Below are 26,996 nucleotides of genomic sequence, written 5' to 3'. Positions count from 1 at the left end.
AGTTGTCATGAAACGCATTACCAATAAGCGTGTCTGGTTACGCCTTTTGGGCTGGGCACTACTTTGTTATGCGGTGGCTACTTTCAGCGGAATTGTAACAAGCTCTGAAATTGCTGGTTGGTATCAAACACTCAACAAGCCTAGTTTTAGCCCTCCGAATTGGGTTTTCGCACCTGTTTGGACATTGCTATATATAGCAATCACCCTGGCAATCTGGTTGGCAGTTGAATTGCCGCAGCAAGTGGAAAAAGTCCAACAGCGCGATACGCGGAAGTTTGCTTTGCAGGTGGGGGCTATATTAATGCTTATCGGGAATGGATTGTGGTCGCAGTTTTTCTTTGGCTGGCACAATCTGGAGGGAGCGTTTGCCGTTTTAGTTGGCCTTATTGTGGTGAGCTTGTGGCTTTTAAAAGCTTTTTGGGGCCGTAATACCTATTCGTTTTGGCTATTTTTCCCCTACGTATGCTGGATTTCGTTTGCAGCGGTTTTGAACGGCGCTATTATACGCATTAATAGCTAATGTAATGTCTGGCACAGTCGTTGGGGGGTTATGTATGGAAAGTGTATTTACCTATGCCTTGCCATTAGCGCTACTTGCTGTTGCTATCGTGTTGTTTCTTGGCCTTTGGAATATGATGCGCGGCGGGACAAGTAACCGCTCACAAAAACTGATGCGCCTGCGGGTACTACTGCAATTTGTGGCCATAGCGATTATTGTTGTGGGCATGTGGTATGGCTACTTAAACTAACATATGCCGATTGGCATTTTTTCAGGTGATGACATGGTCATACTAAATAAGATTTATACCCGCACGGGTGATAGCGGGACGACAGCGCTGAGTAATGGTGAGCGCCGTGTGAAGCATGATTTACGTATCGAAGCTTATGGTACGGTAGATGAGGCTAATGCCATTTTGGGTATTGTGCGTAGCTTTTGTGAACCTAGACACCGAGCCATTGATGCTATTATCTTTCATATTCAAAATGATTTGTTTGATGTTGGTGCGGACCTTGCAACCCCCACTTCAGAAGAGGAAGAAGAAGGTAGTGCGCTGCGTGTTCAAGCTACGCAAGTGAGTTGGCTTGAAAACCAAATTGACAGTTTAAATAGTGATTTAAAGCCTTTGCGCTCATTTGTATTACCCGGTGGCTGCAAGGTTGCTGCGCAATTACACCATGGGCGCACTGTCGTGCGGCGGGCCGAGCGTCTTGCCTATGCATTGGCGGAGATTGAGGCTGTTAACCCTGCGGCTCCTAAATACCTCAATAGGCTTTCCGATTTGCTTTTTGTTGCTTCACGTTATGTGAACGAGCTTGGGCAAGGGGATGTATTATGGGTTCCTGGTAAACATCGCTTGGGCGCGGGCGACTAGGTTTTTCTTGAATGGGTTTGAACGCCTCAAAATGCGATCTAATAGAGATGATGCGTCTACCCACAGATTGTTTTGGAGTGCACCAACGCTTCTTTGATGCGGTTTGTCTCTAACATGTAGTTTTGGCCATTTTTTGTAGTTGAGAAAACCATCTTAAGGGCTGCGGCCAACTCCCAATAAGTTTTTACATGATTAGATATGTTTAGAACCTTTACCTAAACGTTAGGTATTTGGTAGAACTGGACAGAAGCCGAACCCGAACTTTTGACGGAAAAAACGCTCGTTTCATATAGTTAGCGTACTATACAATGGTTGGGGCCGCTTTGAATTATCACCTGTTTGCGCGTTGACAGTTTGCTGTGGGATTATTACCGTCGCTGCAAAGAAAGTGTGATGTTGCACTGCAATCAGGCGAAACCTTTGGGTCTTTTGGGGTGCTGCTTTTGGGTAGCGCAAGGCGATTGGTTTGGTGGAGGTATATACCATGAAAATTCTCGTACCTGTAAAACGGGTCGTCGATTATAACGTGAAAGTTCGAGTGAAAGCTGACGAGAGCGGTGTTGAGCTGGCGAACGTTAAAATGTCTATGAATCCGTTCGACGAGATATCCGTTGAAGAGGCATTAAAGATTAAAGAAGCTGGCAAGGCTGAAGAGGTCGTGCTGGTTTCTATTGGGCCTAAACAAGCGGGCGAAACAATTCGTACGGGCCTTGCAATGGGCGCGGATCGCGGCATTTTGATTAATACAGATGAAAATGTTGAGCCGCTGGCTGTGGCCAAGCTATTGAAAGCTGTTGTGGAGGCTGAAGAGCCAGGACTGGTTATTCTTGGCAAGCAGGCGATTGATGACGACAGCAACCAGACAGGGCAGATGCTGGCTGCATTGCTGGATTGGCCACAAGGCACTTTTGCCTCGAATGTTGAGGTCGCAGATGATGGTGTTGCTGTTACCCGTGAGGTAGATGGTGGTTTGCAAACCGTCAAACTGGCTTTACCGGCGATTATTACAACTGATTTGCGCTTGAACGAACCGCGTTATGCGACATTGCCAAACATTATGAAGGCCAAGAAAAAGCCAGTTGATGAGAAAACAGTTGCTGACTATGGGGTTGATATTAGCCCGAGACTGAAAGTTTTGAAAACCACCGAGCCAGCAGGGCGTCAGGCAGGTGTCAAAGTTGCCAGTGTGAGTGAGCTTGTTGACAAGCTGAAAAACGAAGCTGGTGTACTTTAAGTCTGACAGGAGGCAATACGATGACAACACTTTTATTGGCTGAACATAGTAATGGTGCGTTAAATGAGGCCACTGCAAAGGCTTTAACTGCAGCGCTGGCATTGGGTGAAGAGGTCCATGTTCTTGTCGCAGGTGCAAATAGCGGTGATGTTTGCACTGAAGCTGCTAAGCTGGATGGCGTTGCTAAGGTCTTGCATGCTGATGCCGATGTACTGGAACACCACCTGGCTGAACCGGTTGCAGCATTGATGCTTTCTCTTGCTGATAACTACAACACATTTGTAGCGGCTGCGACCACTACTGGCAAAAACATTATGCCACGTTTGGCTGCAAAGCTGGATGTAATGCAGGTTTCTGAAATCATTAAAGTGGTTGATGCAACTACTTTTGAGCGCCCTATTTATGCGGGCAACGCCATTCAGACAGTACAAACGAGCGATGCTAAAAAGGTCATCACTGTTCGTACTTCGACATTTGCTGCGGCTGAAGCTGGTGGTAATGCCCCCATTGAGACTGTCGAGGCTGCAGGTGGTAGTGAGATAAGCGCGTTTGTTGGTGAGGAACTCAGCCAGTCTGATCGGCCTGAGCTGGCTTCTGCTAAAATAATTATATCTGGTGGTCGTGCGCTTGGTTCTTCCGAGAAATTTCAGGAAGTTATTGTGCCTGTTGCGGATAAGCTGGGGGCCGCTATTGGTGCCTCGCGTGCTGCGGTAGATGCGGGATATGCACCTAATGATTTGCAGGTGGGGCAGACGGGTAAAGTGGTTGCGCCTGAGCTTTATATTGCCTGCGGTATATCCGGGGCTATCCAGCACTTGGCTGGTATGAAAGACTCCAAGGTTATTGTTGCTATCAATAAGGACGAGGAAGCTCCGATTTTCCAAGTTGCTGATTATGGCTTGGTTGCAGACCTATTTGATGTTTTACCAGAGTTAGAACAGGCAATATAAACGAAAAGATGAGAAGAAAGAGCCTCAGGACGGGAATTTTTCGTTCTGGGGTTCTTGCTGTTTTCACGAAGTCTTGCCACATTGGGGCCAAGCAAGGATAATGGCATTTGTCCCAGTTGTGGGCGCTGTCACACACAAGATGATCTGGATCAGACTATGGTAGTCGAAATAAAAAAAGTCGGCGTTGTCGGTGCCGGGCAAATGGGAAATGGTATTGCGCATGTTTGTGCTCTCGCGGGCATTGACGTGGTTATGCTGGATATTAGCCAGGAACGTATTGATGAAGGCCTTGTTAGCATTCATGGTAATATGGACCGGCAAATTGCAAAAGGTACCATAACTGAAGCACAGCGCGATGCAGCTCTGGGGCTTATTCAAAGCTCGACTGATGTTAATATCTTTAGTGATGCTGACTTGGTTGTTGAAGCTGTAAGTGAAAATGAGCAGATCAAACGCAAGGTTTACACGGCGGTTTGCCCAATTTTGAAGCCTGAAGCGATTTTGGGTACCAATACTTCTTCTATTTCGATTACGCGCTTGGCTGCGACAACGGATCGGCCTGAAAAGTTTATTGGCATACATTTTATGAACCCGGTGCCAATAATGGAACTGGTGGAACTGGTACGCGGTATTGCAACGGATGACGCGACCTTTGAATCTTGCAGGAATTTTACTGAAAAGTTAGGTAAGACCAATGCCGTTTCGGAAGATTTTCCAGCGTTTATGGTCAACCGTATTCTGCTACCAATGATTAACGAAGCTATCTATACCCTATACGAAGGTGTGGGCTCTGTTGAGGCAATCGATACCGCTATGCGTCTTGGTGCGAACCACCCTATGGGGCCGTTGCAACTTGCAGATTTCATTGGTCTGGATACCTGCCTTTCGATTATGCAGGTGCTTTACGAGGGCTTGGCTGATACGAAGTACCGCCCCTGCCCGCTTCTTGTTAAGTATGTAGAAGCTGGATGGCTTGGCCGTAAAAGCCAGCGTGGTTTTTATGACTATCGCGGTGAAGTACCTGTACCAACGCGATAAGGTTTATTTTGTTTCTTTTGCTCTCTTGTTTTCGTAACAAGCAAAACTAACGCTAAAGCCCGGATAGTGGTCCGGGCTTTTTATATTGGCGAGCGACTACAACAAATTATCGCGCATTTTTTTTAGCAAAATATATGCTTGCTCTAATTCGCTGTCACTTAAATCACCATATGCTTGCGCTTGAGCCTTGAGGCCAACCTGCTTGACCTCTTTCAATAGCTCCATGGCTTGGGGTGTTAAGGCGACAATATTACACCGCCTATCTTCTGGATCAGGCTTTCTCTCAACTAGCTTTTGTTCTTCAAGAATGTCTAGGTGACCTACCAGTGTCATCGGGTCAAGTGACATACGTTCTGCGAGTTGGTTTTGACGTAATCCGGGAAATGCAAGCGAGTAAAAAAGAACGCGTGCACCAGATGGTGTTATGCCAAGCCCGGCTTTGGCGAGCTCTTTTTCAATAAACTTACGTAGCAACCTAGCAAGGTCTTGAACAAGAAAAACATATGATTCTTGTTGTTGTGCTGCAGGCGTTGTTTCTACTGTATCTAAGAGGTTCGTCATATAATCTGGTATCCTTATCAAAATAAAATGAAAATACTAAATTGCATGCAAAAACAGACACACGTCATGCATATTGAAATATCAAGATGCAATCTAAGCGCGTACCCTACGTGATCACTCTACGTGATATTTCTAAAATATCCAAGGAAAAGCCGGTGTTTAATTGTAATAGAGTGTGAATTGAAGGGGTGAAATTGTGAATTTTCGAACTACTACTAAGGAATGATCTTTATAAAAATACTAATAGTATTCTACATACAGGTAAATTAGTATTTGACAACATTAGAATTATAAGTGGTTCAATCACAGTGCTTAAAGTTAATAGAAGTGATGTTAAGTCAGGTTGCATAGAGGAAGAAGCTTTTGAAAATATTAAAAGAAGCTTAGTTGAACTGGGTTATCAGTGTGTTTTGAAATCTAGCAGGAGAGACAAAATACTGCGCAATTTATACTCTGAAGCGAGTGATGTAATTTCACCGCTTAATTGCGATCTGATTGTAAAGTTCAATGGTGTTGTGCATAGAATAAAACCAAAACAAGAAATAATGTTACCGGAAGATGTGGTTTTTGATTTATGTGGTATTGGGGCTGATACGTGCTTTTGGGTCTACGGCTATGAATTGGCCGCGACCCTACCCGCTACGCGTGTGCTTCGTCGTGAAGGGTTGTTAACCTATGAAGATTGGCAATTTTACCATATGGGTTAGTTGTGCTTTTGCTTTTTATGCAGCCAATATCGTAGAAGCTATTTTATTTTTTCCACAAATGCTGTAGAAGACCTGCAAATTCCGAACGAAACTAACCGCACAGCTATAAAGTCAGCACTAACAAGATTGGCTGACATCAAGCTCGGCTGTGCTTTATGGAGCCTGCATGGAACTTCGCAATATCGCGATTATCGCCCACGTTGACCACGGGAAAACAACACTTATTGACGTCTTGCTGAAACAGTCTGGCGTATTCCGGGACAACCAGCGTACTGAAGAACGCATGATGGACTCTAACGACATCGAGCGTGAGCGCGGCATTACCATTCTTGCCAAGAATACGTCTCTCGTTTGGAACGATACACGTATTAATATTGTTGATACGCCAGGCCACGCTGACTTTGGTGGTGAAGTTGAGCGTATTTTGCATATGGTTGATGGTGTGGTGCTATTGGTGGATGCCGCAGAAGGGCCAATGCCACAAACTAAATTTGTGCTTGGTAAAGCTTTGAAGCTTGGTCTGAAGCCAATTGTTGCCATTAACAAGATTGATAAGCCGGAACAGCGCGCTGAAGAAGTGCTGGATGAGGTATTTGATCTGTTTGCTTCTTTGGACGCTAACGAAGAGCAGCTGGATTTCCCTGTTGTCTACGGTAGCGCCAAACAAGAGTGGATGGCACTTGAGCCACACGGACCGCAAGAGAGCATGGCACCTTTGTTTGATATGATTTTGGAAAAGGTTTCGCCGCCAGAATCTGAAGAAGGTGAATTCCGTCTGCTGGCCACAACAATTGAATCCGACCCATTCTTGGGCCGCATTTTGACAGGTCGTGTTGCTTCAGGCGTTGTAAAGCCCAATATGGCCGTTAAGGCACTTTCCCGTGATGGTAGCCTGATTGAATCGGGTCGTATCTCCAAGGTGCTTGCTTTCCGTGGTCTTGAGCGTCAGCCGATTGAAGAAGGTGAAGCCGGAGACATTGTTTCTATTGCTGGCCTGACGAAAGCAACAGTGGCGGATACTATTGTTGACCCTGCTGTAGGTGAGCCAATCCAGGCACAGCCAATTGACCCGCCTACCCTTTCTATGATGTTCCGCGTTAACGACGGTCCGCTGGCCGGTACAGAGGGCACGAAAGTGCAATCTCGTGTTATTCGCGAGCGTCTGTTTAAGGAAGCTGAAGGTAACGTTGCGCTGCGTATTGAAGAAACCGATGAAGCGGATGCTTTCATCGTTTCCGGACGTGGTGAACTTTTGCTGGCCATCTTGATTGAAAACATGCGCCGTGAGGGCTTCGAGCTTTGTGTTGGCCGTCCGCGTGTGGTTTACCAAGAAGATGAAGCTGGGAACCGCCTTGAGCCAATCGAAGAAGTTATCATCGATGTGGATGAAGAGTTCTCAGGTGCCGTTGTGCAAAAGCTTACAGAGCGCAAGGCTGAATTGCTTGAGATGCGCCCTTCTGGTGGTGGCCGTACCCGTTTGGTATTCCATGCGCCGACACGTGGTTTGATCGGTTATCAGGCCGAGTTGATGTCTGATACGCGCGGTTCTGCGATCTTCAACCGTGTGTTCCATGAATACGCACCTTATAAAGGTACGATTCAAGGACGTCATACCGGTGTTCTGCTTTCCAACGGTCAGGGTGAAGCTGTTGCCTATGCATTGTTCAACCTTGAAGATCGCGGTCCAATGATGATTGATCCGGGTACAAAAGTGTATCAGGGCATGATTGTTGGCGAGCATACCCGTGGTAACGATCTGGAAGTGAATGTGCTCAAGGGCAAGCAGCTGACTAACATTCGTTCTGCTGGTAAAGACGATGCAGTTAAGTTGACAACGCCAATGAAGCTGAGCCTTGAGGGTGCGCTTTCCTACATTGCTGATGATGAATTGGTAGAAGTGACGCCTGAATCTATTCGTTTACGTAAAGCATTGCTGTGCCCGCATGAGCGTAAACGCGCAGAACGGGCTGCAAATAAAGGCTAAAATCGCTTTATATCAAGGCGCAATCATTGCGCCTTGATAATTTTACATGAGAAGTCTTCTTTATTCTTTTCTCCAAGAATGGTTTAACTCTCTTAATTCTAGAGAGTATTTGGCTTGTCTATATGCCTGGTTTCGTCTAAGGGGACTTGTTGTCTGACTTTGAAAACTGGAGCGCCTTTTGAAAGACCGGCTTCCCCTGAAATTGAACCCGGATCAGCCGTTGGTTATGGGTATATTGAATGTAACACCGGACAGTTTTTCGGACGGTGGGCAGTTTAATGCTGCGAAGGCGGCTATTATCCATGCGGATTTAATGATCAAAAACGGCGCTAAGCTAATAGATGTGGGTGGGGAATCTACACGCCCCGGGGCAGTTGAGGTTGATGCGGAAGAAGAGTTGAAACGGGTTATTCCTGTTCTTGAGCAGCTTCGCGAACTGCCTGTTGTTTTGTCGATTGATAGTTATAAAGCACGTGTTGCCAAGCAGGCTTGCGAACTCGGTGTGCAAGTTGTGAATGATGTCTGGGGATTGCAACGTGATGCGGCTATGGCTGATGTTGTTGCCGATGCTGAAGCGCATGTGGTTATGATGCATAACCGATTAGAAGTTGACCCTGATATTGATATTGTAAGTGACGTGAAACGTGGGTTTGAGGCTTCAATTGCTAAAGCTGATCGCGCAGGAATACCTAAAGAAAAGCAAATACTTGACCCGGGTTTTGGTTTTGGGAAAACGCTAGAACAAAACTACCGTGTTCTTGCTTGTTTCGAGGAATTTCAGAGTTTTGAGCGGCCATTACTTGTTGGTGCATCACGTAAAAGCATGATCGGACGCGTTTTAAATAACGAACCTGAGGAAAGGCTGGCAGGTAGTTTAGCTGTCCATAGTTTAGCACTTCAAAAGGGCGCTGATATTGTTCGGGCTCACGATGTGAAAGAGCACGTTGAGATTTGCGAAATTATAGCTGCCTATCGAAAATGGGGGCAGTCCAATTGAGCGTGTTGAAGAAAGCTGCCCTTGGGCTTGGCTCTAATATAGGTGATACTAAAAACTATATTGATCAGGCCGTAGATTTATTATGCAAACACCCACGTGTAGAGCTTTGCTCGCGATCACGTGATTATCGTACCCCACCTTGGGGGCCTGTTGCACAGGATTATTATAGAAACTGTTGTATTACCGTGAGAACTTCACTTGAACCTGAGGAGCTGTTACGCCACTGTTTGCAAGTTGAGCAAATGCTAGGGCGTACAAGAGAGGTTCGGTGGGGTCCGAGAACAATTGACATTGATTTATTGTTGATTGAAGGCATTGAGCATACGAGTGATGCGCTAATTATTCCTCATCCTAGAATGAGTGAGCGGGGTTTTGTGCTCATGCCACTTGCAGAAATATGGCCTGATGGACCGATTAATAAGCAACAAACTGTTCGCGGCGCACTCCAGCATAGTAAAGACTTAGCGGGTATTACTTTATACGAAAAAGAGTATGCTTGAGATTGTTTAGTGCCCATCGGGTATCCGGCTTGGTAGCTCAAGCCAGCGCTTTATGCTCTTTTGGCTTTGAGGGGTCATAGCTGAAATAACTTGTTCATTTTGTGTCCCCTCTTCGAATGTGGTCGTCAAGTTTGTGATGACGCGTGTTTTGATACCTTTAGGAACCAATATTATATGAAGGGTATACTCATTTTCTGGAATTATACTTGCATATTTGTATAGTTCGAGTTTCTTTTCGGGCGGGATAATTACATAAATAGCATTTTTTGTTTGGGTTTCTATGATGAAATTATGTTTAGTTAATTTTTCGATTAGCAATCGTTTGGTTTGCTGCGCCTCTGTATTGTATAGTATCTCGGGCCTTCCACTATCAGTTTGATAATCGTAAGTGCGACATGAAGAAATAAACAGTAAAAATATAATAAAGAAATTACGCATCGTATCCCCGCTCAATAGAAAATATATATAACCTTCTATAGGCGCAAGCAATGCTCTATTTAGTATGATGTTGGTCTATTAGAAGACTTTGCGTGAATAGGTAATGAAAATTATATTATAATCCAAAGCAAAAATATTGCTATATTCGTATTGGACTGTATTGTTTAAATTGAAAAATGGTTGTGGCTAGTCATTCATACCAGTTTAATAAGGGAAAAGGCTGAGAGAGCAACCCTCAGCCTTTTATATCAGGAAGCTTTTTTCTCTAATGCGACTGCCCTCGATGGTAATGTGTCATTATCATCATCTTGGTTTGTTGGCTCTGGAGATAAAGCCGAACCGACCTCTTCCGGGTGCAAGACACCTTCAAGTTGCCCTTCATCGTTAACAACAGGTACAGGGTGATCACAATCAAGCGTAACTGGTAGCGCTTCTTCTAGTGTGTGTCCTGTTACAATCGTCGAACTATCATCTGCATAATCAAAAAGAGATGGTGACTTGCCTGGTTTGGCAACCTCTTGAGCGAGATCTTCACGGGTTACGACCCCGCGATACTCATCATCCTCAATCACATAGCCATAATCATGACCTTTGCGATGCATTTCGGCCAATGCACGTTCCATGTTGTCTGTGGTGATACGATAGTGAGGTGGTTTCATTACTGTATCGACAGTTAAAACACGCGCACGGTTCACATCACGAACAAAGGCACTTACATAATCATCTGCCGGGTTCGTTAGAATTTCGGCTGGCGTTCCAATTTGCGAGAGCACGCCATCCTTAAGAATTGCAATTTTATCACCAATTCTAAGGGCCTCATCCAGATCGTGTGTTATGAAAATAATGGTCTTTTGCAGTTTCTCTTGCAACTCAACCAGCTGATCTTGCATTTGGGAACGAATGAGCGGGTCAAGCGCTGAGAAAGCTTCGTCCATGAGCAAGATATCTGCATTTGTTGCGAGTGCTCTTGCTAAACCAACACGTTGCTGCATGCCGCCTGAGAGCTGGCTAGGGTACTGGTGGCCATAGCCCTGCAGACCAACGGCTTCGATCCACTCTTCAGCGATTTTATGACGCTCTAATTTTGGAATGCCTTGTATTTCAAGACCGTACGCAACATTTTGCAAAACAGTCCTATGAGGCATTAAACCAAAGCGTTGAAACACCATCGACATTTTCTTACGACGGAAGGCTTCTAGCTCTTTAATAGATAGGGAGAGGACGTTCTTGCCATCAACGAGGATTTGGCCATCAGTGGGATCTATCAGACGGTTAAAGTGGCGGATAAGAGTGGATTTACCGCTACCGGATAGGCCCATGATAACAAAGATCTCGCCTTTTTTGATATCTAGCGAGATATTATGTAAACCAAGCGTGTGACCAGTTTCTTTTAAAAGCTGTTCTTTACCCATACCTTTTTTAACAAGGTCCAAAACCTGGTTTGGGTTTTTTCCAAAAATCTTAGTTACATTTTTAACGGATATGACAGTCATTTGGCGTTTCACTAATTGCTTTGGTTTTTGTGGGATTGCATGCGATTGCCTGCTGACTGGGTAATACGGTCGAAAACGATGGCAAGCAGAACTATAGCCAGACCGCCAATAAGCCCTTGACCGCTATCGTTGCGTTGCAAGCCAAGAAGAACAGTTTCGCCAACGCCTCTTGCGCCAATCATTGAGGCAATGACCACCATGGCTAATGCCATCATCATTGTTTGGTTTATGCCTTGCATAATAGCTGGCAAAGCGAGGGGAATTTGTATTCCTTTGAGAATTTGCCACTTGGTTGCACCGAATGCGCGGCCTGCTTCGACAACTTCATAATCAACTTGACGTATACCAAGGTCAGTTAGGCGTGTTAATGGCGGTGTTGCGTAAATAACGGTTGCTAGAATGGCCGGGATTTTACCAAGGCCAAACAACATCGCTGCTGGAATAAGATATACGAATGCGGGAATTGTTTGCATTAAATCCAGTATAGGATTTAAAGTTGATTGAAAGCGGTTGGAACGTGCTGCAGCAATTCCTAGCGGAATGCCAATCAATGTGGCTATAACGACAGAAACAAGCATGATGGCAATTGTTTGCATAGCTTGTTCCCATAGCCCAAGCGTGCCTATAAACCACATGGCTAAAACCATGCCTGCACTCAGCAGCAGCTTACGACTTGCCCAAAACGCCAGCAGGCCTATGATCAAAAGTATAATTAGGGGATCTGACGAGCGTAAGAGCTTTTCTAATTTCACTAGGAAAAAAAGTATAAAGTTTGAAAATGCTTCAAAGCCATCAGCAAAATTCATAATCAAATAGTCAACAAACTGGTTTGTTGAAGATCTTATGGCCTTTCCGATATTCGGAAAAATATCAATTAACATCATCGCCTCTGAGATTTGTTATTTTTTTTGGTAAATTTTGGTGCTGAGTGCGCCAGGCCCAAGAGCCGGCGCACTTTTAGAGAATTTACTGCTCTAGAGCTGCTGTTACGCGTTCTGCAACATCGGCTGGCACCCATGTGGTCCACAGGTCGCGATTATTTTTCAAAAAGTCGATTGCTGCATCGTCCACAGTACCGCCTGTGTCTTGCATATAAGCAAGAGCTTCAGAGGTGATGGCATTTGAAGTTTCATATTTCTTCAAGAATTCAACCAATTGCGGTGCTTTGCCAGCAAATTCGGTATTTGCATAGACATATGCATGAGATAGTGGATAGGCAACTGCCTGTTTGACATTCGTTGGATCGGTCTCTTGATTGAGTGCATCCCAAATCGTTTTATCAAATTTCGGCTCTTCTAAAGCAACGAGATCTTTACCGATTTTACCCATCACCCATGTTGGGCCCCAATAATAGAACAGGATTGGTTTTTTGCGTTTGATGTTTGATTCAATTGCTGCTGCAAGTGCAGCGCCTGTCCCTGGTCTAAAGTTTACGTAATCATCTAGCAGGCCATATGCGTTCAGCTTCTTGGTGTTGATCACCTCACAGCCCCAGCCGGCAATACAGTTATAGAAGCGACCTTTGGATGGCTCTTCCGGATCTTTGAAAACCTCTTTGTATTTTGGGAGGTCAGCAACACTTTTGAGGCCTTTTGCAGGGGCATCTTCGCCCTCTACAAGATACTTAGGTACGAACCAAGCCTGTACAGCATCCGGAAAGTTAATGCCTAAATCAACGATCTTTTTTTCAGCAGTAGCTTTTGCAAGTGCTTCGGTTACATTGTCCGGCCAAATTTCCATAGTGATGTCAATATCACCACGGCTCATACCGTTGAGCAGCGGTATTGTGGAGCCAGGAATCATATCTGTTTCGCAATTATATCCGTGTTGCATGATATAACTCGCAACCGATGTGTGGAATGCATTTGAATCCCAATCCAAGCCAGCGAAGACGACTTTGCGATCCAGTTCACATTTACGATCTTCGGCCATAGCAGAAGTACTGCCCAACACAAAAAGTGTGGCCATTGTAACCAATGATTTTTTAAAGCTTAGCAATTGTATTCTCCGGTTTATAATAACTCAGAAATTTAGATTTCTTGAGAGGCTGAGCCGGTGCCCAGCAACTAGCGCGTAAGTGGGTGATGCATTCCCAATAGAATTCGCAGGCAGACAATAAGCTTTTGAAACCATCTGTCAAGGAAACTAGATATATCTTAGTGTATTTCTATGAAATCTTGTAGGTTTTGTATAGAAAATATTGAGCAACATAATAATATCATATTAAATAATAATTATGAATATGTTGGCTTAGGTAGTATGTATATACTTTATATATATGTAAAATTATTATCTATTATATTGCTTATACATAATTTATTTATATATTTATTTGTAGCTTAAATATACCTAATATTTAAGCTTAGGAGAAAAGATCTGAATCCCTTCATGGTTCTTGATTAAAATCCAAAATCCGAACCATGAAGGATGACCTTTAATAAATTGAAATATCTTACTTTTATTCGTATCGAGGATTACTTGAAAAGTGCTTTTGAAGCTTCAATTGTGTCCTCGAAAGTTCTTATTCCTGCATGGGGACTATTTACTAGTACAGACATGTTTCCGGGTGCATGCTTATTTTGTAGCATTTTTGTGTGGGCAACTGGTATTTGCTCCCATGGAAACACCTCGCTCATGCAAGGATCAATACGCCGATCGATAACACATCTGTTCGCTTCACCAGCTTGCTTCAGGTGCGCAAAGTGGGATCCTTGAATGCGTTTTTGCCGCATCCAGACGTATCTGGCATCAAAGGTGATATTGTATCCTGTGGTGCCGGCACAAAACACAACCATACCACCGCGTTTCACAACCAGCGTGGAGACCGGGAAGGTTGCTTCGCCAGGGTGCTCAAACACCATATCAACATCAATGCCTTTGCCAGTGATGTTCCAAATTGCTTTTCCAAAGCGGCGCGCCTCTTTAAGCCAGCGCGAGTATTCAGGAGAATTCACTTTGGGCAAAGGACCCCAGCAATCAAAATCCCTCCTATTTATGACTGCTTTGGCACCAAGAGACATGACATAATCACGCTTATCCTCGTCTGAGATGATACCAATTGGATTTGCACCGGCTGCTGCTGCCAATTGAACACCGAACACGCCAAGCCCACCAGATGCGCCCCAAATGAGTACGTTTTGGCCGGGCTTGAGGTCATGTGGTGCGTGACCGAAAAGCATGCGGTAAGCCGTGGCTAGAGTAAGTGTGTAGCAGGCCGATTCTTCCCATGTCAGATGTTGCGGGCGCGGCATTAATTGTTGCGATTGAACGCGAGCGTATTGTGCAAAAGAGCCATCAGGAGTTTCATAGCCCCAAATGCGTTGCGAGCTGGAAAACATCGGGTCGCCGCCGTTACACTCTTCGTCGTCGCCATCATCCTGATTGCAGTGAACAATCACTTCATCGCCAACTTTCCAGCGCTTCACCTTAGAGCCTACAGCCCACACAATACCCGAAGCATCGGAGCCGGCGATGTGGTAGGGAACATCGTGAACATCGAAAACGGAAATGGGTTCACCAAGTCCGGCCCATACGCCGTTATAATTTACACCAGCGGCCATAACGAGAACGAGAACTTCATGGCTGTCTAACTCCCATGTGGGGACAACCTCTTTCACCATCGCTTTTTCGGGTTCGCCATGGCGCTCGCGGCGGATTGCCCATGCCCACATGTTTTTTGGAACATGACCAAGTGGCGGTATTTCACCCACTTCGTATAAGTCTTTCCTTGGTGCCGCGTCGTCATGCTGACCTTCAAGGGGGGGGGTAAGTGAACTCATTGCTCTCTCCTTAGCTTGCACGCAGCTAACAGGCTTTACGGTAATAGCTCGCAGGAGCAGTTTTTGCACCGCAATATGTAAAAGCTGCTTATTCGAAATTTGCGTAATTATTGCAAAGAAATTTTGTATTTGGATATGCAACTATTGCTCAACTTGCTTAAATGCTCCCTTAATTTATTGCATTGCAAACAAGGGTGCAAACCGTCAAACTTAGGTAATTGATAGTCGATGAGAATGAAGGGGTTAATATGAAACAGCAAATAAAACGCGATCGGCCTTGGTTGTTTCGTACATATGCCGGCCACTCATCGGCGCAGGAAAGCAACCAGCTTTTTCGGAGCAATTTAGCTAAGGGCCAAACGGGACTTTCAATTGCTTTCGACCTGCCAACTCAGACCGGTTATGACCCGGACCACGTATTATCGAAGGGTGAGGTGGGTAAGGTTGGGGTTCCTATTGCTCACTTGGGTGATATGCAGCGTTTGTTCGACGGGATTCCTCTTGAAAAAATGAATACTTCGATGACCATTAATGCCACAGCTCCGTGGCTTTTGGCGCTGTATATTGCTGTGGCAGATGAGCAAGGAGCAGATCGCAAGCTGCTTTCCGGAACAACGCAGAATGATTTAATCAAAGAATATTTATCACGTGGTACCTATGTTTTTCCGCCAACACCCTCTTTAGGGCTGACCTGTGATGTGATTACCTGGACCTATGAGAATATGCCGAAATGGAACCCTACCAATGTGTGTTCCTATCACTTGCAAGAGGCGGGAGCCGAGCCGGTGCAGGAGCTGGCTTTTGCACTGGCTACTGCAACGTCGGTTCTTGATAGGGTTCGGCAAAGTGGGGTGATTGCCGAAGATGATTTTCCCAAGGTTGTTGGGCGCATATCGTTTTTTGTTAATGCTGGCATGAAATTCATTACCGAAATGAGTAAAATGCGGGCATTTACCGAGCTTTGGGATGAGATTTGCCGGGAACGCTACGGTATTGAAAACGAAAAATACCGACGTTTTCGCTATGGGGTTCAGGTGAACTCGTTGGGACTGACCGAGCAGCAGCCCGAAAATAATGTAGCTAGAATATTAATAGAAATGTTGGCGGTAACGCTTTCCAAAAATGCCCGCGCACGGGCAGTGCAATTACCTGCATGGAATGAAGCGCTGGGGCTACCACGGCCTATCGACCAGCAGTGGTCGTTACGAATGCAGCAGGTGCTGGCCTATGAAACCGATTTGTTGGACTTTGATGATATTTTTGAAGGAAGTCATGTCATTGAAAGCAAAGTGGCCGCGCTTAAAGAAGCAGCATTGAGCGAAATGCGCCACATTGAAGAAATGGGCGGCACCATTCAATGCGTTGAAAGTGGTTATATGAAGCAACAGCTTGTGGAGTCCAATGCGCAGCGCGTCGCTAAAATCGAAGCGGGCGAGCAAGTGGTTGTGGGTGTGAACCGATGGGCTGAAAGCGAAGCCTCTCCCTTGGTGCGTGAAGGTGATGCTTCGTTTTTGAGCGTGGATGACAATGTGGAGTTGCAGGCGCTAGAGAGTTTGGAGGCCTGGAGGCGATCGCGTGATGATGATCGTGTGCAACAGGCTCTTGCAAAGCTGCGGGAAGCGGCCCGCGAAGGGCGTAATGTGATGCCCGCATCTATTGATTGTGCCAAAGCCGGTGTCACTACAGGAGAATGGGGGGCAACTTTGCGCGCTGTGCATGGCGAGTACCGTGCTCCGACGGGTGTGGGGCAGGCTGCACGAAATGATGTGGAGAATTTAGAGCCGCTTCGCAATGCAGTTTCAGCCCTAAGCCGTAAGATGGGCTGTCTGCCTAAAGTATTGGTGGGAAAGCCGGGGCTGGATGGCCATTCAAATGGTGCAGAGCAAATTGCCGTGCGGGCGCGTGATGGAGGTATGCAAGTCGTTTATGATGGCATACGGTTATCACCAGCCGATATTGTGGCATCCGTGAAACAGGAGAAGCCACATATTGTTGGGCTTTCTATATTGTCTGGTTCGCATGTGGCACTGGTTCAGGAGACACTACGTGAGTTGCGGGCACAAGGGCTAGAGGATACACCGGTAGTTGTTGGCGGCATTATTCCTGAAGAAGACGCATTGGCTTTAAAAAACGCCGGTGTGGAAGCCGTTTATACGCCCAAAGATTTTGATATTTCTAATATCATAGAAGATTTGCTGGGTATTATCGAGCATAAGCATATTTCAGTTAAGACTGCATAATCAGGATTTTTGTTCTGTATCTGTTCAATTGAGCTGTCAGTCTGTATCCTGTGCTGATTCGTCGTGATAACAGGCAGGTATGTTTTGGCAGCATTAGAAACAACAGATCCCCAGCAAGATGTCTTGCAAAGCGCAGCCACAGGTGGTGCGCTACCTATTAAGATAGTGAGCTGGAATATAAACAGTGTTCGCCTGCGGATGCCGATTGTCGAAAAATTGCTGCTGGATCACGCACCAGATATTTTGTGCCTACAAGAGACCAAATGTCCGGATGGCAGCTTTCCCAGCTCTGCTTTTCAGCGTTTGGGTTACAAGCATATCTACTTTCATGGGCAAAAGGGATACCATGGGGTTGCAATGATTGCGCGCAGACCATTGGAGAATGTCAGCTCAAAAGAGTTCTGCCAAATGGGGGATACGCGTCACATTGCAGCGGATTTTGAATGGCTGGGCCGACCGGTGCGTTTACATAACTTCTATGTTCCGGCAGGCGGTGATGTGCCGGATCCTGAAGTAAATGACAAGTTTGCTCATAAACTGCAATTTCTGGATGAAATGGAAGCATGGTTCGCAGAGTTTGAAGGGGAAAGTATTGTGGTGGGGGATTTGAATATTGCCCCCTATGAAAACGATGTGTGGTCGCATAAGCAGCTTTCAAAGGTTGTTAGCCATACACCGCTTGAATGTGAACGCCTTGAAACCGTGCGCGAGTCTGGTGGATTTGTGGACTGCATGCGTAAGCATACGCCAGCGAGTGAAAAGCAATTTAGTTGGTGGAGTTACCGGGCTAAAGACTGGTCTAAGGCTGACAAAGGGCGGCGTTTGGATCACATCTGGATGACGCCGGCAACCGCAGCTTCGACTAAAGAAGTTTATGTATTGCGTGAGGCACGCGGTTGGGAAAAGCCATCGGACCATGCGCCGGTTATTGCCGTATTGGCACCCTAAGCATTATTTGGTTCGAATCGACGCTTGCCAAGTTGCAGCGCAATTGTCTATGTAGCGGCCAAAGCTAATAATGAGTACAGGCGGTTATGCGCGGATATTTTGCAGTTGGTTCTGAGGGGCTTTCCAAGCCCTTCAACTTGGGTAGTTTGATGCGGACCACCCATGCGTTTGGTGGAAGTTACTTTTTTACCGTTGATCGGGCCAAAAAACTTGGTGCGGCACCTAAGTCGGATACTTCGAAAAGTACGGAGCACATTCCGTATTTTGCATGGGATAGCATTGATGATATGCGCTTTCCGAGCCAGTGCCAGCTGGTTGGGGTAGAATTGACAGATGATGCGGTGGATTTACCAAGTTTTCGCCACCCTTTACAGGCCGCATATATTTTAGGGCCAGAGCGGGGCAGTTTGTCGCCCGAGATGCAACAGCGCTGCGACTTTACTGTTAAAATTCCGACCAAGTTTTGCTTGAACGTGGGTATTGCAGCGGCACTTGTGTTGTATGACCGCACGATAACACTTGGTAAATTTGCAGAGCGTCCTGTGGCCGCTGGTGGGCCAACAGACCCGCTGGTCGCCCATGTACACGGCAAGCCAATTTCACGGCGAGACGTGCGCCCGACGCTCAAAGACCCTGAGTGAGTCTTGCTGATTTTGATTTGAAATGCTGCCAACTCATTAAAATAGGCGCTCTATCGTGTAATTACTAATGCTATTTATTTAACCTTGTTATCAACAATAGCAGGGAGTATCAACCAATAGTTGCTACTTGATTTGAGCTTCAATTCACTTTTGGATGGAGTTATTTTCATTTCAGATAGAATAGCTAATTGATTGGAATATATAGTATATTATGTTTTTATGTTGAGTAAAAATATCTCCTTGTTATCTACCGGGGTGCTTTTGCAGGCAGTGAGTGCCACACTGTTGCCAAGTTTATAAGGCCAGCGTGGAACTTAACCAATCAGCATATGGGTATCGAAAGAGTACAGTTTATCAACCCTTTCGTAACCATATTTTAGGTAGTCTACGATCAAATTAGTATGGGTCCTAAGCGGGCGCATCCAACTAGGCGCAAATAATAAGCGGTTTGGAGAAGATGAAAGCACGTATTCTTACAACTGCCATCATGGCTTTCGGCCTTTCAAGTGTGGCTGCATTGGCGCAGTCCCCGACACTTCGGGAACAAAACAAAGACTGGGCGACTTACACTTTCAGCAGTAGCGGGGGGAAGCTTTGTTATGCACTCTCCCAGCCTCTAGAAAAGCTGCCAGCTGACCGTAACCACGGCGATGTATTTTTCTTTGTTTCCAACAGACCTGCCGAAGGTGTTGTGAATGAACCAAACTTTATTGTTGGTTATCCATTCAAGGGTGGTTCAATGGTTACAGTTGATGTTGATGGTCAGGTATTTTCTTTATTCACCAAGGGCGATGGCGCTTGGGTGCAAAATGCAGCGGATGAGAAACGCCTTGTGGCTGCGATGAAAGCCGGCAGCAAAATGTTCGTTAAAGGTGTTTCCTCGCGTGGCACACAAACGAGCTATCGGTTTTCACTTTCCGGTATAACAGCATCAATAAAAGCTGCGAATGCTGCTTGCCGTTAATCTTTGATTTTATTTATCCTGGTGGTTGCCAGGGTAAATGTAAGATAAGTGCAATTTACTAATGCCGTGATTGGTTGTTTCCAATAGCGGCATTTTCTTTTTGTATTTTTTCCGCTATATAGGGCGCAACAATAGAGCTTTGGCTATGTGAGGCATAATGCCCATCACTGCAATTCATCGCATTAAAGCGGTTGAACTGCCCTGCTCCCTCAGAAATACTGGTATAACGAATGGCGGTTTCTCTCGATATCGCGCATCAGCACGTAAGCACGAATGCGCAAGGCAATTACAAAACTAATAATCAGGTTGCCCCAACCGTGAAACCTGCATTTGCGGAAGAAAAACCGTCGCTGATTGGTTTGTCTCGAGAAGATCTTGCGTTGGCTCTAGAGGCTGTTGGCGTACCTGCAAAGCAAACCCGTATGCGTGTGAACCAGCTTTGGCATTGGCTGTATGTGCGTGGTATTTCTGATTTCGATAAAATGTCCAATGTTTCCAAAGATCTACGTGCGAAACTGAAATTTGCTTTTACTATAGAACGTCCTGAAATTGTAACAGAGCAAATTTCGGTAGATGGCACGCGTAAATGGTTGTTCCGCTTTCCTTCACGCGGCGCTGGCAGGCCTGTTGAGGTCGAGACTGTATACATTCCCGAGGAAGATCGCGGCACATTATGCATCAGCTCGCAAGTTGGCTGCACGCTAACTTGTAGTTTCTGTCATACTGGTACTCAAATGCTGGTTCGAAATCTCAATTCCGAAGAGATTTTATCGCAGCTCTTGTTGGCCAAAGATCGGTTGAATGACTTCCCGGATGCTGATGCACCAGAGGGCGGTTTGGATACCACATCCAATCGTCGCCGGGTGACCAATATTGTTATGATGGGGATGGGTGAACCGCTTTATAACTTTGAGGCGGTCAAAAAAGCACTATTAATTGCTTCTGATGGGGATGGCCTATCGCTTTCCAAGCGGCGGATCACTCTCTCGACATCCGGTGTTGTACCCGAGATCGGGCGTACCGGTGATGAAATTGGCTGTATGTTGGCGATTTCCTTACACGCTGTGAACGATGATTTGCGTAACGAGCTGGTGCCGATTAATAAAAAATACAATCTTGAGGCGCTGCTAGAGGCTTGCCGGAACTATCCTGGGCTCTCGAATGCCAAACGGATTACTTTTGAATACGTAATGCTCAAGGGCGTTAATGATAGCGTTGAGGATGCTAAAAAGCTGGTGAAGCTTTTGAAGGGCATTCCTGCAAAAATTAACTTGCTACCGTTTAACCCTTGGCCAGGCTCCCCCTATGAATGCTCAGAGTGGGAGCAAATTGAGCTGTTTGCCGATATCGTGAATAATGCCGGTTATGCTTCACCTATTCGTACCCCGCGTGGGCGCGATATTTTTGCGGCGTGTGGTCAGCTCAAGTCTGCTTCGGAGCGACTTCGTAAAGCGGAGCGGGAAGCGCTAGAGCGCGGTAACGCAAATGCCACTAGTTAGTATTATTTAATCGGGTTTTGCTATTCGTGCTTTAGAGTTGGAATGATTATGCGTACTGGGCCAATTGCAATTGTGCTGCCGCGGAAAATGCAGTTTAGCCCACGAAATGCGACAAGCATTGATCTTTGCGTGCACGACTTTGTCTTGCACTCTGCTTACAAACAACAAACTATTGTTGTTGCCGAAGAGTGCGAACAGCCGTTTGACGATATCAATCTCGAAAGTTTTCCAAAGAGCGGTGCAATGCACCGTATGCGCAATATTAGTCGAATTCTTAACCGTATTCAGCCTAAGGTCATCGTTGTTCATCAGCACTTATTGACTGCTTCTAAGCTTGCTAAGGTATTTTCACATATACCTGTCGTTTTGCATCGGCATAACTTTACACCAAAGGCAAAAAACTGGTTGAGCCAGAAAATTGTAGCGAGGCGGATGAGGAAACTCGCCGCTTTTGTTGTGGTTAGCGAAGCGTGTAAACAGCAATTACGACAAGATTGGCCGGGGCTGCAATGTCCCGTGCATGTGGTTCATAATGGGTTAGATCTAAGTGGCTGGTTTCCAAAAGCAGAACGAGAGAAAACAATTGTCTGCGTTAGTAATGGGCACCCTAACAAAGGAACCTTGGAAGTTGTCGAGGCCATGTTGCAGGTGCTGCCTGATTATCCTGAGTGGCGCGGGAAAATTATATGTCCTGAAGTGAAAGGGCATGAAGACTACTACACGCGTCTCAGTGAGGGTGCGGCGCGCAGTTCACAATTAGAGCTGATAAACGGTTTGCCTTTTGCGCAAATTAAAAGCCTTTGTGAAGAGGCTTCAATCAACATTGTTGCCTCGCATATGGAATCTTTTGGTCGGGTTGCTATTGAGGCATTTAGTGGTGGTTCAGCCTTGATATCCACCAGGTCAGGTGGGCTTGACGAGGTTATCGGAGATGCTGCGGTTTCTTTCGACAGTGGCGATAGTCAGCAGCTGGCAGAAAGCTTAGGCCGGTTGATGGATGATAGCGAGCTGCGACGTTGTTATGCGCTTCGCGGGCAAAAACGCGTTAAAGCACTTTTTGACATAAACGCGGCCTCAAAACAGTTAGATCGCGTTTATACGTGTATATCAGGCTAGTTTAAGGTAAGTTCAACGACAAAGTCGTAGGCGTCCCCGCGGTAATGGGATGTCACAAACTCTAGCGGCATACCGTTTTCAAGGAATGTTCGGCGTTCAATATATAGGGCAGGAGCCCCTTCTGGAAGTTCGAGGTGCCTTGCTATATCGGGTATCAACCGCACTGCACTCAACCGTTGTAATGCACGGTGAGGCGGATGGCCCAAGTTCCGAAAGTGATTATATAAGGAGCCGTCTACAGCAAATGGGTCTGGCAAATATTTTGTTGGCACAACACAAAACTCAATTGCCAGCGGTGTGCCATTGGCAACTCTGAGGCGATGTAAGCGTGCGACTTCCTCACCCGGACGCAGATTTAATGCTAAAGCCTCTTCAGGCATGGCTGTGGATAAAGATCGATCTAGCCAGATACCTTCAGCACGCAACCCTCTCGCCGCCATATCCTCTGAAAAGCTCGTCAGGGCCGATAATCTTTGTTCGACATGTGGACTTTGATTGATGAACCAACCTGAGCCTTGTCGTTTGTTCAATAGTCCTTCTGCCGTTAAGGATGATAGTGCCTTACGGATAGTTACTCGTGATACATCAAGGACTTCCGCTAATTCCCTTTCCGAAGGTAAGGCACCATCATCATTTAGTTTACCGTTCGTAATTGCGGTTCGTAAATGCTTAGCCAACTGCAGGTAAAGCGGTAATGGTAGTGTCGGTGAAAGCTTGATAGCTTCTAACCAGTCTGCTGTTTTTGTTGACATAGCCATGGTTGATACTCACAAAATAATTGGTTGCTTATAAGCATACCAATAAGCAACCAATTATCAAGTTAAAAAGGGCACTTAGAGGACTTTTGGTCGCGGTTTTGCTCTAGAGTCCAGTAAAATATTTATTAAGCGAATAATATCAATAGGATACACGTTAGTGGTGGTCATAATTTAGACACAAATGCCCATCTTGTATGCAATTGGTATCAAATATGGTATTGCATAACTGGTAATTCATAGGTAGATTTATTGCTGTCCAATCTAAGTCCAATTGTGGTTGGCATGGAGTAAATGATGTCAGTTGGTAGTGAAGAAGCATCAAACCGTTTTATAGGTTTAGATACTTGGCAGACAAAAGATATAATATCTGCCCTTTGGGAAGGTCAGATGAAGGCTGTCGCTTCTTGCATGTCTTCACTTGAGGCGTTGGCCCCTGCAATTGATGCTGCGGCGCTAAGGGTATCTCAAGGAGAAGGACGGTTAATTTATGTTGGAGCTGGCACATCTGGTTTAATCGCGGTTTTAGATTCACTTGAATTATTTGCAACTTTTGCATGGCCGTTAGAGCGAATGGTTACTGTGATGCCAAGTGGGCTGGATTTCTCGAAGCCCATTGATGGCTCTATTGAAGATGATGCGTTGTATGGGGCAAAGTGCCTTCAAAAACTTGAGCCTCAAGCGGGCGATGTTGTTATTGGCGTGTCAGCGAGTGGTAAAAGTGCTTTTACGATTGAGGCATTACGTTTTTCACGCGAGGCAGGCGCCTTAACCATAGCCTTTGCAAATAACCTTGGCACACCATTAGAAGTTGTTGCCGACCATAGCGTTGTGGCGCTGAGCGGTGCTGAAGTTATCGCTGGCTCGACCCGGCTTGGTGCGGGAACGGCTCAAAAAGTACTGTTCAACCTTTTTTCAACCGGGCTTATGGTTCGACTAGGGGCTGTTCATGACAATCTGATGGTCAATGTGCAAGCAGATAATGTCAAATTACATCAACGTTGTGCTGCTATGGTCTCGCATATTTCAGGTGTCGATCTCGGTCGGGCTTCGCAGGCGATTGATGAATATGGTTCTGTAAAAAAAGCTGTTCTCGGACTGGCAGGTTTTACTGTCAGCGATGCTGAAGCTCGACTTCAAGATGCTGCCGGCAACTTACGCTTGGCTCTGTCTTCTAAGGAAAATAATTGATGAATTCTATCGGAATCAAAGCACCAGTAGCAGGCTGGCTAACGCCTCTTTCTGTGGTACCTGATCAGGCATTTGCCCAAGGTATGGTTGGGGAAGGTGTTGCGATTGACCCCTTTGTTTCTGAGCTTCGTGCACCATGTGATGGGACGATATCTTCTATTCATAAGTCTTTGCATGCCTGTTCTGTTCGGGCGCAAAATGGTGCTGAAGTCCTCCTGCATATCGGCGTTGATAGTGTTGCTCTTCAAGGTAATGGTTTTGTTGCACATGTTAAAGAAGGACAACGTGTAGCAACAGGAGATCTTTTAATCAGCTTTGATATGGACTTGGTTGCTCAAAAAGCGAAGAGTCTACAAACCATGGTTATCATTAGTAATAGCTATGAGCATGGTGTTGTGATCGGTGCGCTTGATCGTGAAGTTGGTTATGGAGATGAAGTATTTTCAGTTGATGGCCAATTGAGCGAAGAATCGGAAGGTTGTGTAGCTCCCGAAACCGAAAGTGCAGAGGCTTACGTCAAGTTGATGATTGCAAGCGGTCTCCATGCTCGACCCGCTGCGGCACTTTCCTCTCTTTCCCGTGATTTTTCGGGGGAGATAAATATAGGTAACGGTGCTAAATCTGCCAATGCTAAAAGTGTAGTTGCTTTGATGTCATTAGACACAAAACATGGCGATGAGCTATGTGTTCGTGTAGTGGGGAATGGTGCTCAGGCAATGGTTGATCAGTTGGTGAGTGCTATTGAGGCCGGTTTAGGCGATGCGGTCGTTGACGTTGCTCAAACGCAACCAGCAGAAAGAGCAAACGAGAGCAAGCCACAGACAATAGTACTTAGCCAAAAACCTCTATTTTCCAACATTGAAAAAGTAACTTTGACTGGGGCCGGCGCTGTGCGTGGTTTGGCCACGGGACAAGCTGTACGCCTATTTCATGAGCAATATGAGTTTAGTGAAAGTGGGCAGGGCGGTGCGCAAGAGAAAGCACGTTTCGAGGCAGCGCTGCATAACCTGCAAGTCAAGCTGAAAGAGGCTGCACAGGGCGCGAGTGAGTCTGCAGAAATTTTTTCTGCGCATCTTTCGCTCTTAGATGATCCGGAAATTATAGAGGGAACAAATAACCTCATTAACGATGGCAAGTCTGCAGAATATGCTTGCTCGGAAACGCTTGAAAATATGGCGCAGGTTTTTGCGCGTTTACAAGAACAAAAACTGGCAGAACGAGCGGCAGACCTAAGAGATATAAAAGTACAACTGCTTGCGCTGTTAAGTGGCCATGATCCTCGCTCTGTGCTGCAAAGCTTTCCAGAAGGTGGCATTCTAGTTGCTGATGAGGTGTTGCCTTCTGAGTTGGTTATGGTGCCTGCTGGTCGATTGGCAGGTATTGTTATGGTTGCTGGGGGTGCCACTTCGCATGTTGCAATAATGGCAGCATCAATGGGCATACCGACACTTGTTGCTGTTGGGGGCGAGGCTTCGAGAATTGCCGATGAGGCCAAGTTAATCATTGATGGTAATGCGGGTGAATTGCGCATCAATCCAGATGATGAGGAATTGGCACGCTGTGTTGCTGCTGTCGATAAGCGCCGCAAAGAACATGAGGAAAATCGCCAATCTGCGAACCTTGATTGTTATAGTTTAGATGGTGAACGAATTGAGGTGTTTGCAAACCTCGGTCACGTGGAAGATGCTGGTGTAGCTGTGCGTGAAGGTGCTGAGGGTTGTGGTCTGCTGCGCTCTGAGTTCTTGTATATTGGCCGTGCACAGGCACCAAACGAGGATGAGCAGCTTGCGCAGTATCAAGCTATTGCTGATGCCCTAGAGGGGCGTCCACTTATCATTCGTACGCTGGATGCTGGCGGTGATAAACCGCTTAGCTATTTTCCAATTGCTGCTGAAGAAAATCCGGCGCTTGGTATTCGTGGAGTGCGGGCAACCTTCCAGCAAGAAGATCTATTTCGTACCCAGTTACGTGCCATTTTACGTGTCAAACCCTATGGGTGCTGCAAAATAATGGTACCTATGGTCACGAGTGTTGCCGAGTTGCGGCGCGTTAAAGAAATGATTGGCGAGGAAAGTAAAGCGCTTGGGCGTGAAGTGCCAATTGAAGTTGGTGTGATGGTTGAGGTGCCGGCTGCGGCGCTTACTGCAGAAACACTAGCACAAGAAGCTGCTTTCTTCTCTGTTGGTACAAATGATTTGACCCAATATGGCCTTGCCATGGACCGCTGTAACCCTGCTTTGGCAGCGCAAACAGATGCACTGCACCCTGGGGTTCTTCGTTTAATTGAACAAGCTGCTATTGGAGCAAAACCTTTGAACCGTACCGTGGCGGTATGCGGTGGTGCTGCTTCTGATTTGGCAGCTGTTCCTATTCTTATCGGTTTAGGTGTTACTGAGCTTTCAGCAACACCTGCGGTGATCGCTGATATTAAGGCGCTCATTCGCAAACTCAGCCTGGCAGAGTGTCGGGCCTTAGCACAAGCTGCATTAAGGGCTGAGTCATCAGAGGCAGTGCGCCGCCTTGTTTTTGAAACAGAAGTTTTTAAAGGAAACTGACGGCGCATATCGCAGATTCCAGTTATTGTTTTC

At 46.0% G+C, this 26,996-nt stretch carries 25 protein-coding genes; 18 read left to right on the top strand and 7 right to left on the bottom strand.

Annotation, left to right across the window (positions count from 1 at the left end; genetic code table 11):
- Nucleotides 1-7 precede the first annotated feature (7 nt).
- The 6 genes from AYK67_RS06955 (at nt 8) to AYK67_RS06925 (ending at nt 4,595) form a co-directional block, all read left to right on the top strand.
- Nucleotides 8-520 (top strand): TspO/MBR family protein, encoded by a 513-nt coding sequence (locus AYK67_RS06955; RefSeq protein WP_068084163.1) that lies wholly within the window; start codon nt 8-10, stop codon nt 518-520.
- 34 nt (nt 521-554) lie between these two features.
- The gene (locus AYK67_RS06950) at nt 555-749 is read left to right on the top strand and encodes a twin transmembrane helix small protein (RefSeq protein ID WP_068084161.1); all 195 of its coding nucleotides are present in this window, start codon (nt 555-557) and stop codon (nt 747-749) included.
- 33 nt (nt 750-782) lie between these two features.
- Entirely contained in the window at nt 783-1,373 is a 591-nt protein-coding gene (locus AYK67_RS06945) for a cob(I)yrinic acid a,c-diamide adenosyltransferase (protein ID WP_068085275.1), read from the top strand.
- Between the two features lie 484 nt (nt 1,374-1,857).
- Nucleotides 1,858-2,607 carry an electron transfer flavoprotein subunit beta/FixA family protein gene (locus AYK67_RS06935; RefSeq protein ID WP_068084157.1) on the top strand — a complete coding sequence of 250 codons (750 nt, stop codon included), beginning with the start codon at nt 1,858-1,860 and terminating at the stop codon, nt 2,605-2,607.
- Nucleotides 2,608-2,627: 20 nt separating this feature from the next.
- Nucleotides 2,628-3,557 (top strand): electron transfer flavoprotein subunit alpha/FixB family protein, encoded by a 930-nt coding sequence (locus AYK67_RS06930; protein WP_068084154.1) that lies wholly within the window; start codon nt 2,628-2,630, stop codon nt 3,555-3,557.
- A 156-nt stretch (nt 3,558-3,713) separates the two neighbouring features.
- Nucleotides 3,714-4,595 (top strand): 3-hydroxybutyryl-CoA dehydrogenase, encoded by an 882-nt coding sequence (locus AYK67_RS06925; RefSeq protein WP_068084152.1) that lies wholly within the window; start codon nt 3,714-3,716, stop codon nt 4,593-4,595.
- A gap of 96 nt (nt 4,596-4,691) precedes the next feature.
- Here the strand turns inward: AYK67_RS06925 and AYK67_RS06920 are convergent, their stop codons facing one another.
- On the bottom strand, nt 4,692-5,156 hold the full coding sequence (locus tag AYK67_RS06920) for a MarR family winged helix-turn-helix transcriptional regulator (RefSeq protein ID WP_082735686.1): 465 nt from the start codon (nt 5,154-5,156) through the stop codon (nt 4,692-4,694).
- 308 nt (nt 5,157-5,464) lie between these two features.
- On the opposite strand from AYK67_RS06920, the gene AYK67_RS06915 reads away from it, so the two are divergent.
- The 4 genes from AYK67_RS06915 (at nt 5,465) to folK (ending at nt 9,344) form a co-directional block, all read left to right on the top strand.
- On the top strand, nt 5,465-5,863 hold the full coding sequence (locus AYK67_RS06915; protein WP_068084151.1) for a hypothetical protein: 399 nt from the start codon (nt 5,465-5,467) through the stop codon (nt 5,861-5,863).
- 166 nt (nt 5,864-6,029) lie between these two features.
- A complete protein-coding gene (gene typA, locus AYK67_RS06910; protein ID WP_068084144.1) occupies nt 6,030-7,847 on the top strand; it encodes a translational GTPase TypA in 1,818 nt (605 codons plus the stop codon).
- Between the two features lie 178 nt (nt 7,848-8,025).
- Nucleotides 8,026-8,844 carry a dihydropteroate synthase gene (gene folP, locus AYK67_RS06905; RefSeq protein WP_244266890.1) on the top strand — a complete coding sequence of 273 codons (819 nt, stop codon included), beginning with the start codon at nt 8,026-8,028 and terminating at the stop codon, nt 8,842-8,844.
- Between the two features lie 2 nt (nt 8,845-8,846).
- Nucleotides 8,847-9,344: a 2-amino-4-hydroxy-6-hydroxymethyldihydropteridine diphosphokinase gene (folK, locus tag AYK67_RS06900; RefSeq protein ID WP_244266896.1), complete on the top strand. Its 498-nt coding sequence runs from the start codon at nt 8,847-8,849 to the stop codon at nt 9,342-9,344.
- Nucleotides 9,345-9,350: 6 nt separating this feature from the next.
- On the opposite strand, the gene AYK67_RS06895 is transcribed toward folK, so the two are convergent.
- From AYK67_RS06895 to ccrA, 5 genes are all read right to left on the bottom strand, one after another.
- Complete coding sequence (locus tag AYK67_RS06895; RefSeq protein ID WP_068084142.1) at nt 9,351-9,782, bottom strand: hypothetical protein; 432 nt, start codon at nt 9,780-9,782, stop codon at nt 9,351-9,353.
- Nucleotides 9,783-10,030: 248 nt separating this feature from the next.
- A complete protein-coding gene (locus tag AYK67_RS06890) occupies nt 10,031-11,275 on the bottom strand; it encodes a quaternary amine ABC transporter ATP-binding protein (protein WP_068085266.1) in 1,245 nt (414 codons plus the stop codon).
- Between the two features lie 11 nt (nt 11,276-11,286).
- Complete coding sequence (locus AYK67_RS06885; protein WP_068085264.1) at nt 11,287-12,144, bottom strand: ABC transporter permease; 858 nt, start codon at nt 12,142-12,144, stop codon at nt 11,287-11,289.
- Between the two features lie 97 nt (nt 12,145-12,241).
- Nucleotides 12,242-13,273, bottom strand: coding sequence for an ABC transporter substrate-binding protein (locus tag AYK67_RS06880; protein ID WP_244266889.1), 1,032 nt, complete (start codon nt 13,271-13,273; stop codon nt 12,242-12,244).
- Nucleotides 13,274-13,749: 476 nt separating this feature from the next.
- Nucleotides 13,750-15,054, bottom strand: coding sequence for a crotonyl-CoA carboxylase/reductase (gene ccrA / locus AYK67_RS06875; protein ID WP_068085261.1), 1,305 nt, complete (start codon nt 15,052-15,054; stop codon nt 13,750-13,752).
- 248 nt (nt 15,055-15,302) lie between these two features.
- Between ccrA and AYK67_RS06870 the strand changes: the two genes are divergently transcribed.
- From AYK67_RS06870 to AYK67_RS06845, 6 genes are all read left to right on the top strand, one after another.
- Complete coding sequence (locus AYK67_RS06870) at nt 15,303-17,294, top strand: protein meaA (RefSeq protein ID WP_068084139.1); 1,992 nt, start codon at nt 15,303-15,305, stop codon at nt 17,292-17,294.
- Nucleotides 17,295-17,450: 156 nt separating this feature from the next.
- Nucleotides 17,451-18,242 (top strand): exodeoxyribonuclease III, encoded by a 792-nt coding sequence (gene xth, locus AYK67_RS06865; RefSeq protein WP_274533522.1) that lies wholly within the window; start codon nt 17,451-17,453, stop codon nt 18,240-18,242.
- 86 nt (nt 18,243-18,328) lie between these two features.
- Nucleotides 18,329-18,883 carry an RNA methyltransferase gene (locus tag AYK67_RS06860; protein ID WP_068084137.1) on the top strand — a complete coding sequence of 185 codons (555 nt, stop codon included), beginning with the start codon at nt 18,329-18,331 and terminating at the stop codon, nt 18,881-18,883.
- A 457-nt stretch (nt 18,884-19,340) separates the two neighbouring features.
- Nucleotides 19,341-19,847 carry an invasion associated locus B family protein gene (locus tag AYK67_RS06855; protein WP_208976233.1) on the top strand — a complete coding sequence of 169 codons (507 nt, stop codon included), beginning with the start codon at nt 19,341-19,343 and terminating at the stop codon, nt 19,845-19,847.
- A 230-nt stretch (nt 19,848-20,077) separates the two neighbouring features.
- Complete coding sequence (gene rlmN / locus AYK67_RS06850) at nt 20,078-21,346, top strand: dual-specificity RNA methyltransferase RlmN (RefSeq protein ID WP_068084134.1); 1,269 nt, start codon at nt 20,078-20,080, stop codon at nt 21,344-21,346.
- Nucleotides 21,347-21,388: 42 nt separating this feature from the next.
- Nucleotides 21,389-22,462: a glycosyltransferase family 4 protein gene (locus AYK67_RS06845; RefSeq protein WP_068084133.1), complete on the top strand. Its 1,074-nt coding sequence runs from the start codon at nt 21,389-21,391 to the stop codon at nt 22,460-22,462.
- Here AYK67_RS06845 and AYK67_RS06840 read toward each other — a convergent pair.
- Nucleotides 22,459-23,220 carry a GntR family transcriptional regulator gene (locus AYK67_RS06840; RefSeq protein WP_082735685.1) on the bottom strand — a complete coding sequence of 254 codons (762 nt, stop codon included), beginning with the start codon at nt 23,218-23,220 and terminating at the stop codon, nt 22,459-22,461. The two genes, AYK67_RS06845 and AYK67_RS06840, sit on opposite strands and share 4 nt — an antisense overlap.
- A gap of 294 nt (nt 23,221-23,514) precedes the next feature.
- Here AYK67_RS06840 and AYK67_RS06835 point away from each other — a divergent pair, with 294 nt between their 5' ends.
- Complete coding sequence (locus AYK67_RS06835) at nt 23,515-24,408, top strand: N-acetylmuramic acid 6-phosphate etherase (protein ID WP_068084132.1); 894 nt, start codon at nt 23,515-23,517, stop codon at nt 24,406-24,408.
- Nucleotides 24,408-26,963, top strand: coding sequence for a phosphoenolpyruvate--protein phosphotransferase (ptsP, locus tag AYK67_RS06830; RefSeq protein WP_068084130.1), 2,556 nt, complete (start codon nt 24,408-24,410; stop codon nt 26,961-26,963). Before AYK67_RS06835 ends, ptsP begins: the two co-directional genes overlap by 1 nt.
- The last annotated feature ends 33 nt before the right edge of the window (nt 26,964-26,996 follow it).

Source organism: Polycladidibacter stylochi, from assembly GCF_001562055.1.
In the GTDB taxonomy this organism is placed as follows: domain Bacteria; phylum Pseudomonadota; class Alphaproteobacteria; order Rhizobiales; family Stappiaceae; genus Pseudovibrio; species Pseudovibrio stylochi.
This window is presented reverse-complemented; position numbering and strand designations above follow the sequence as displayed.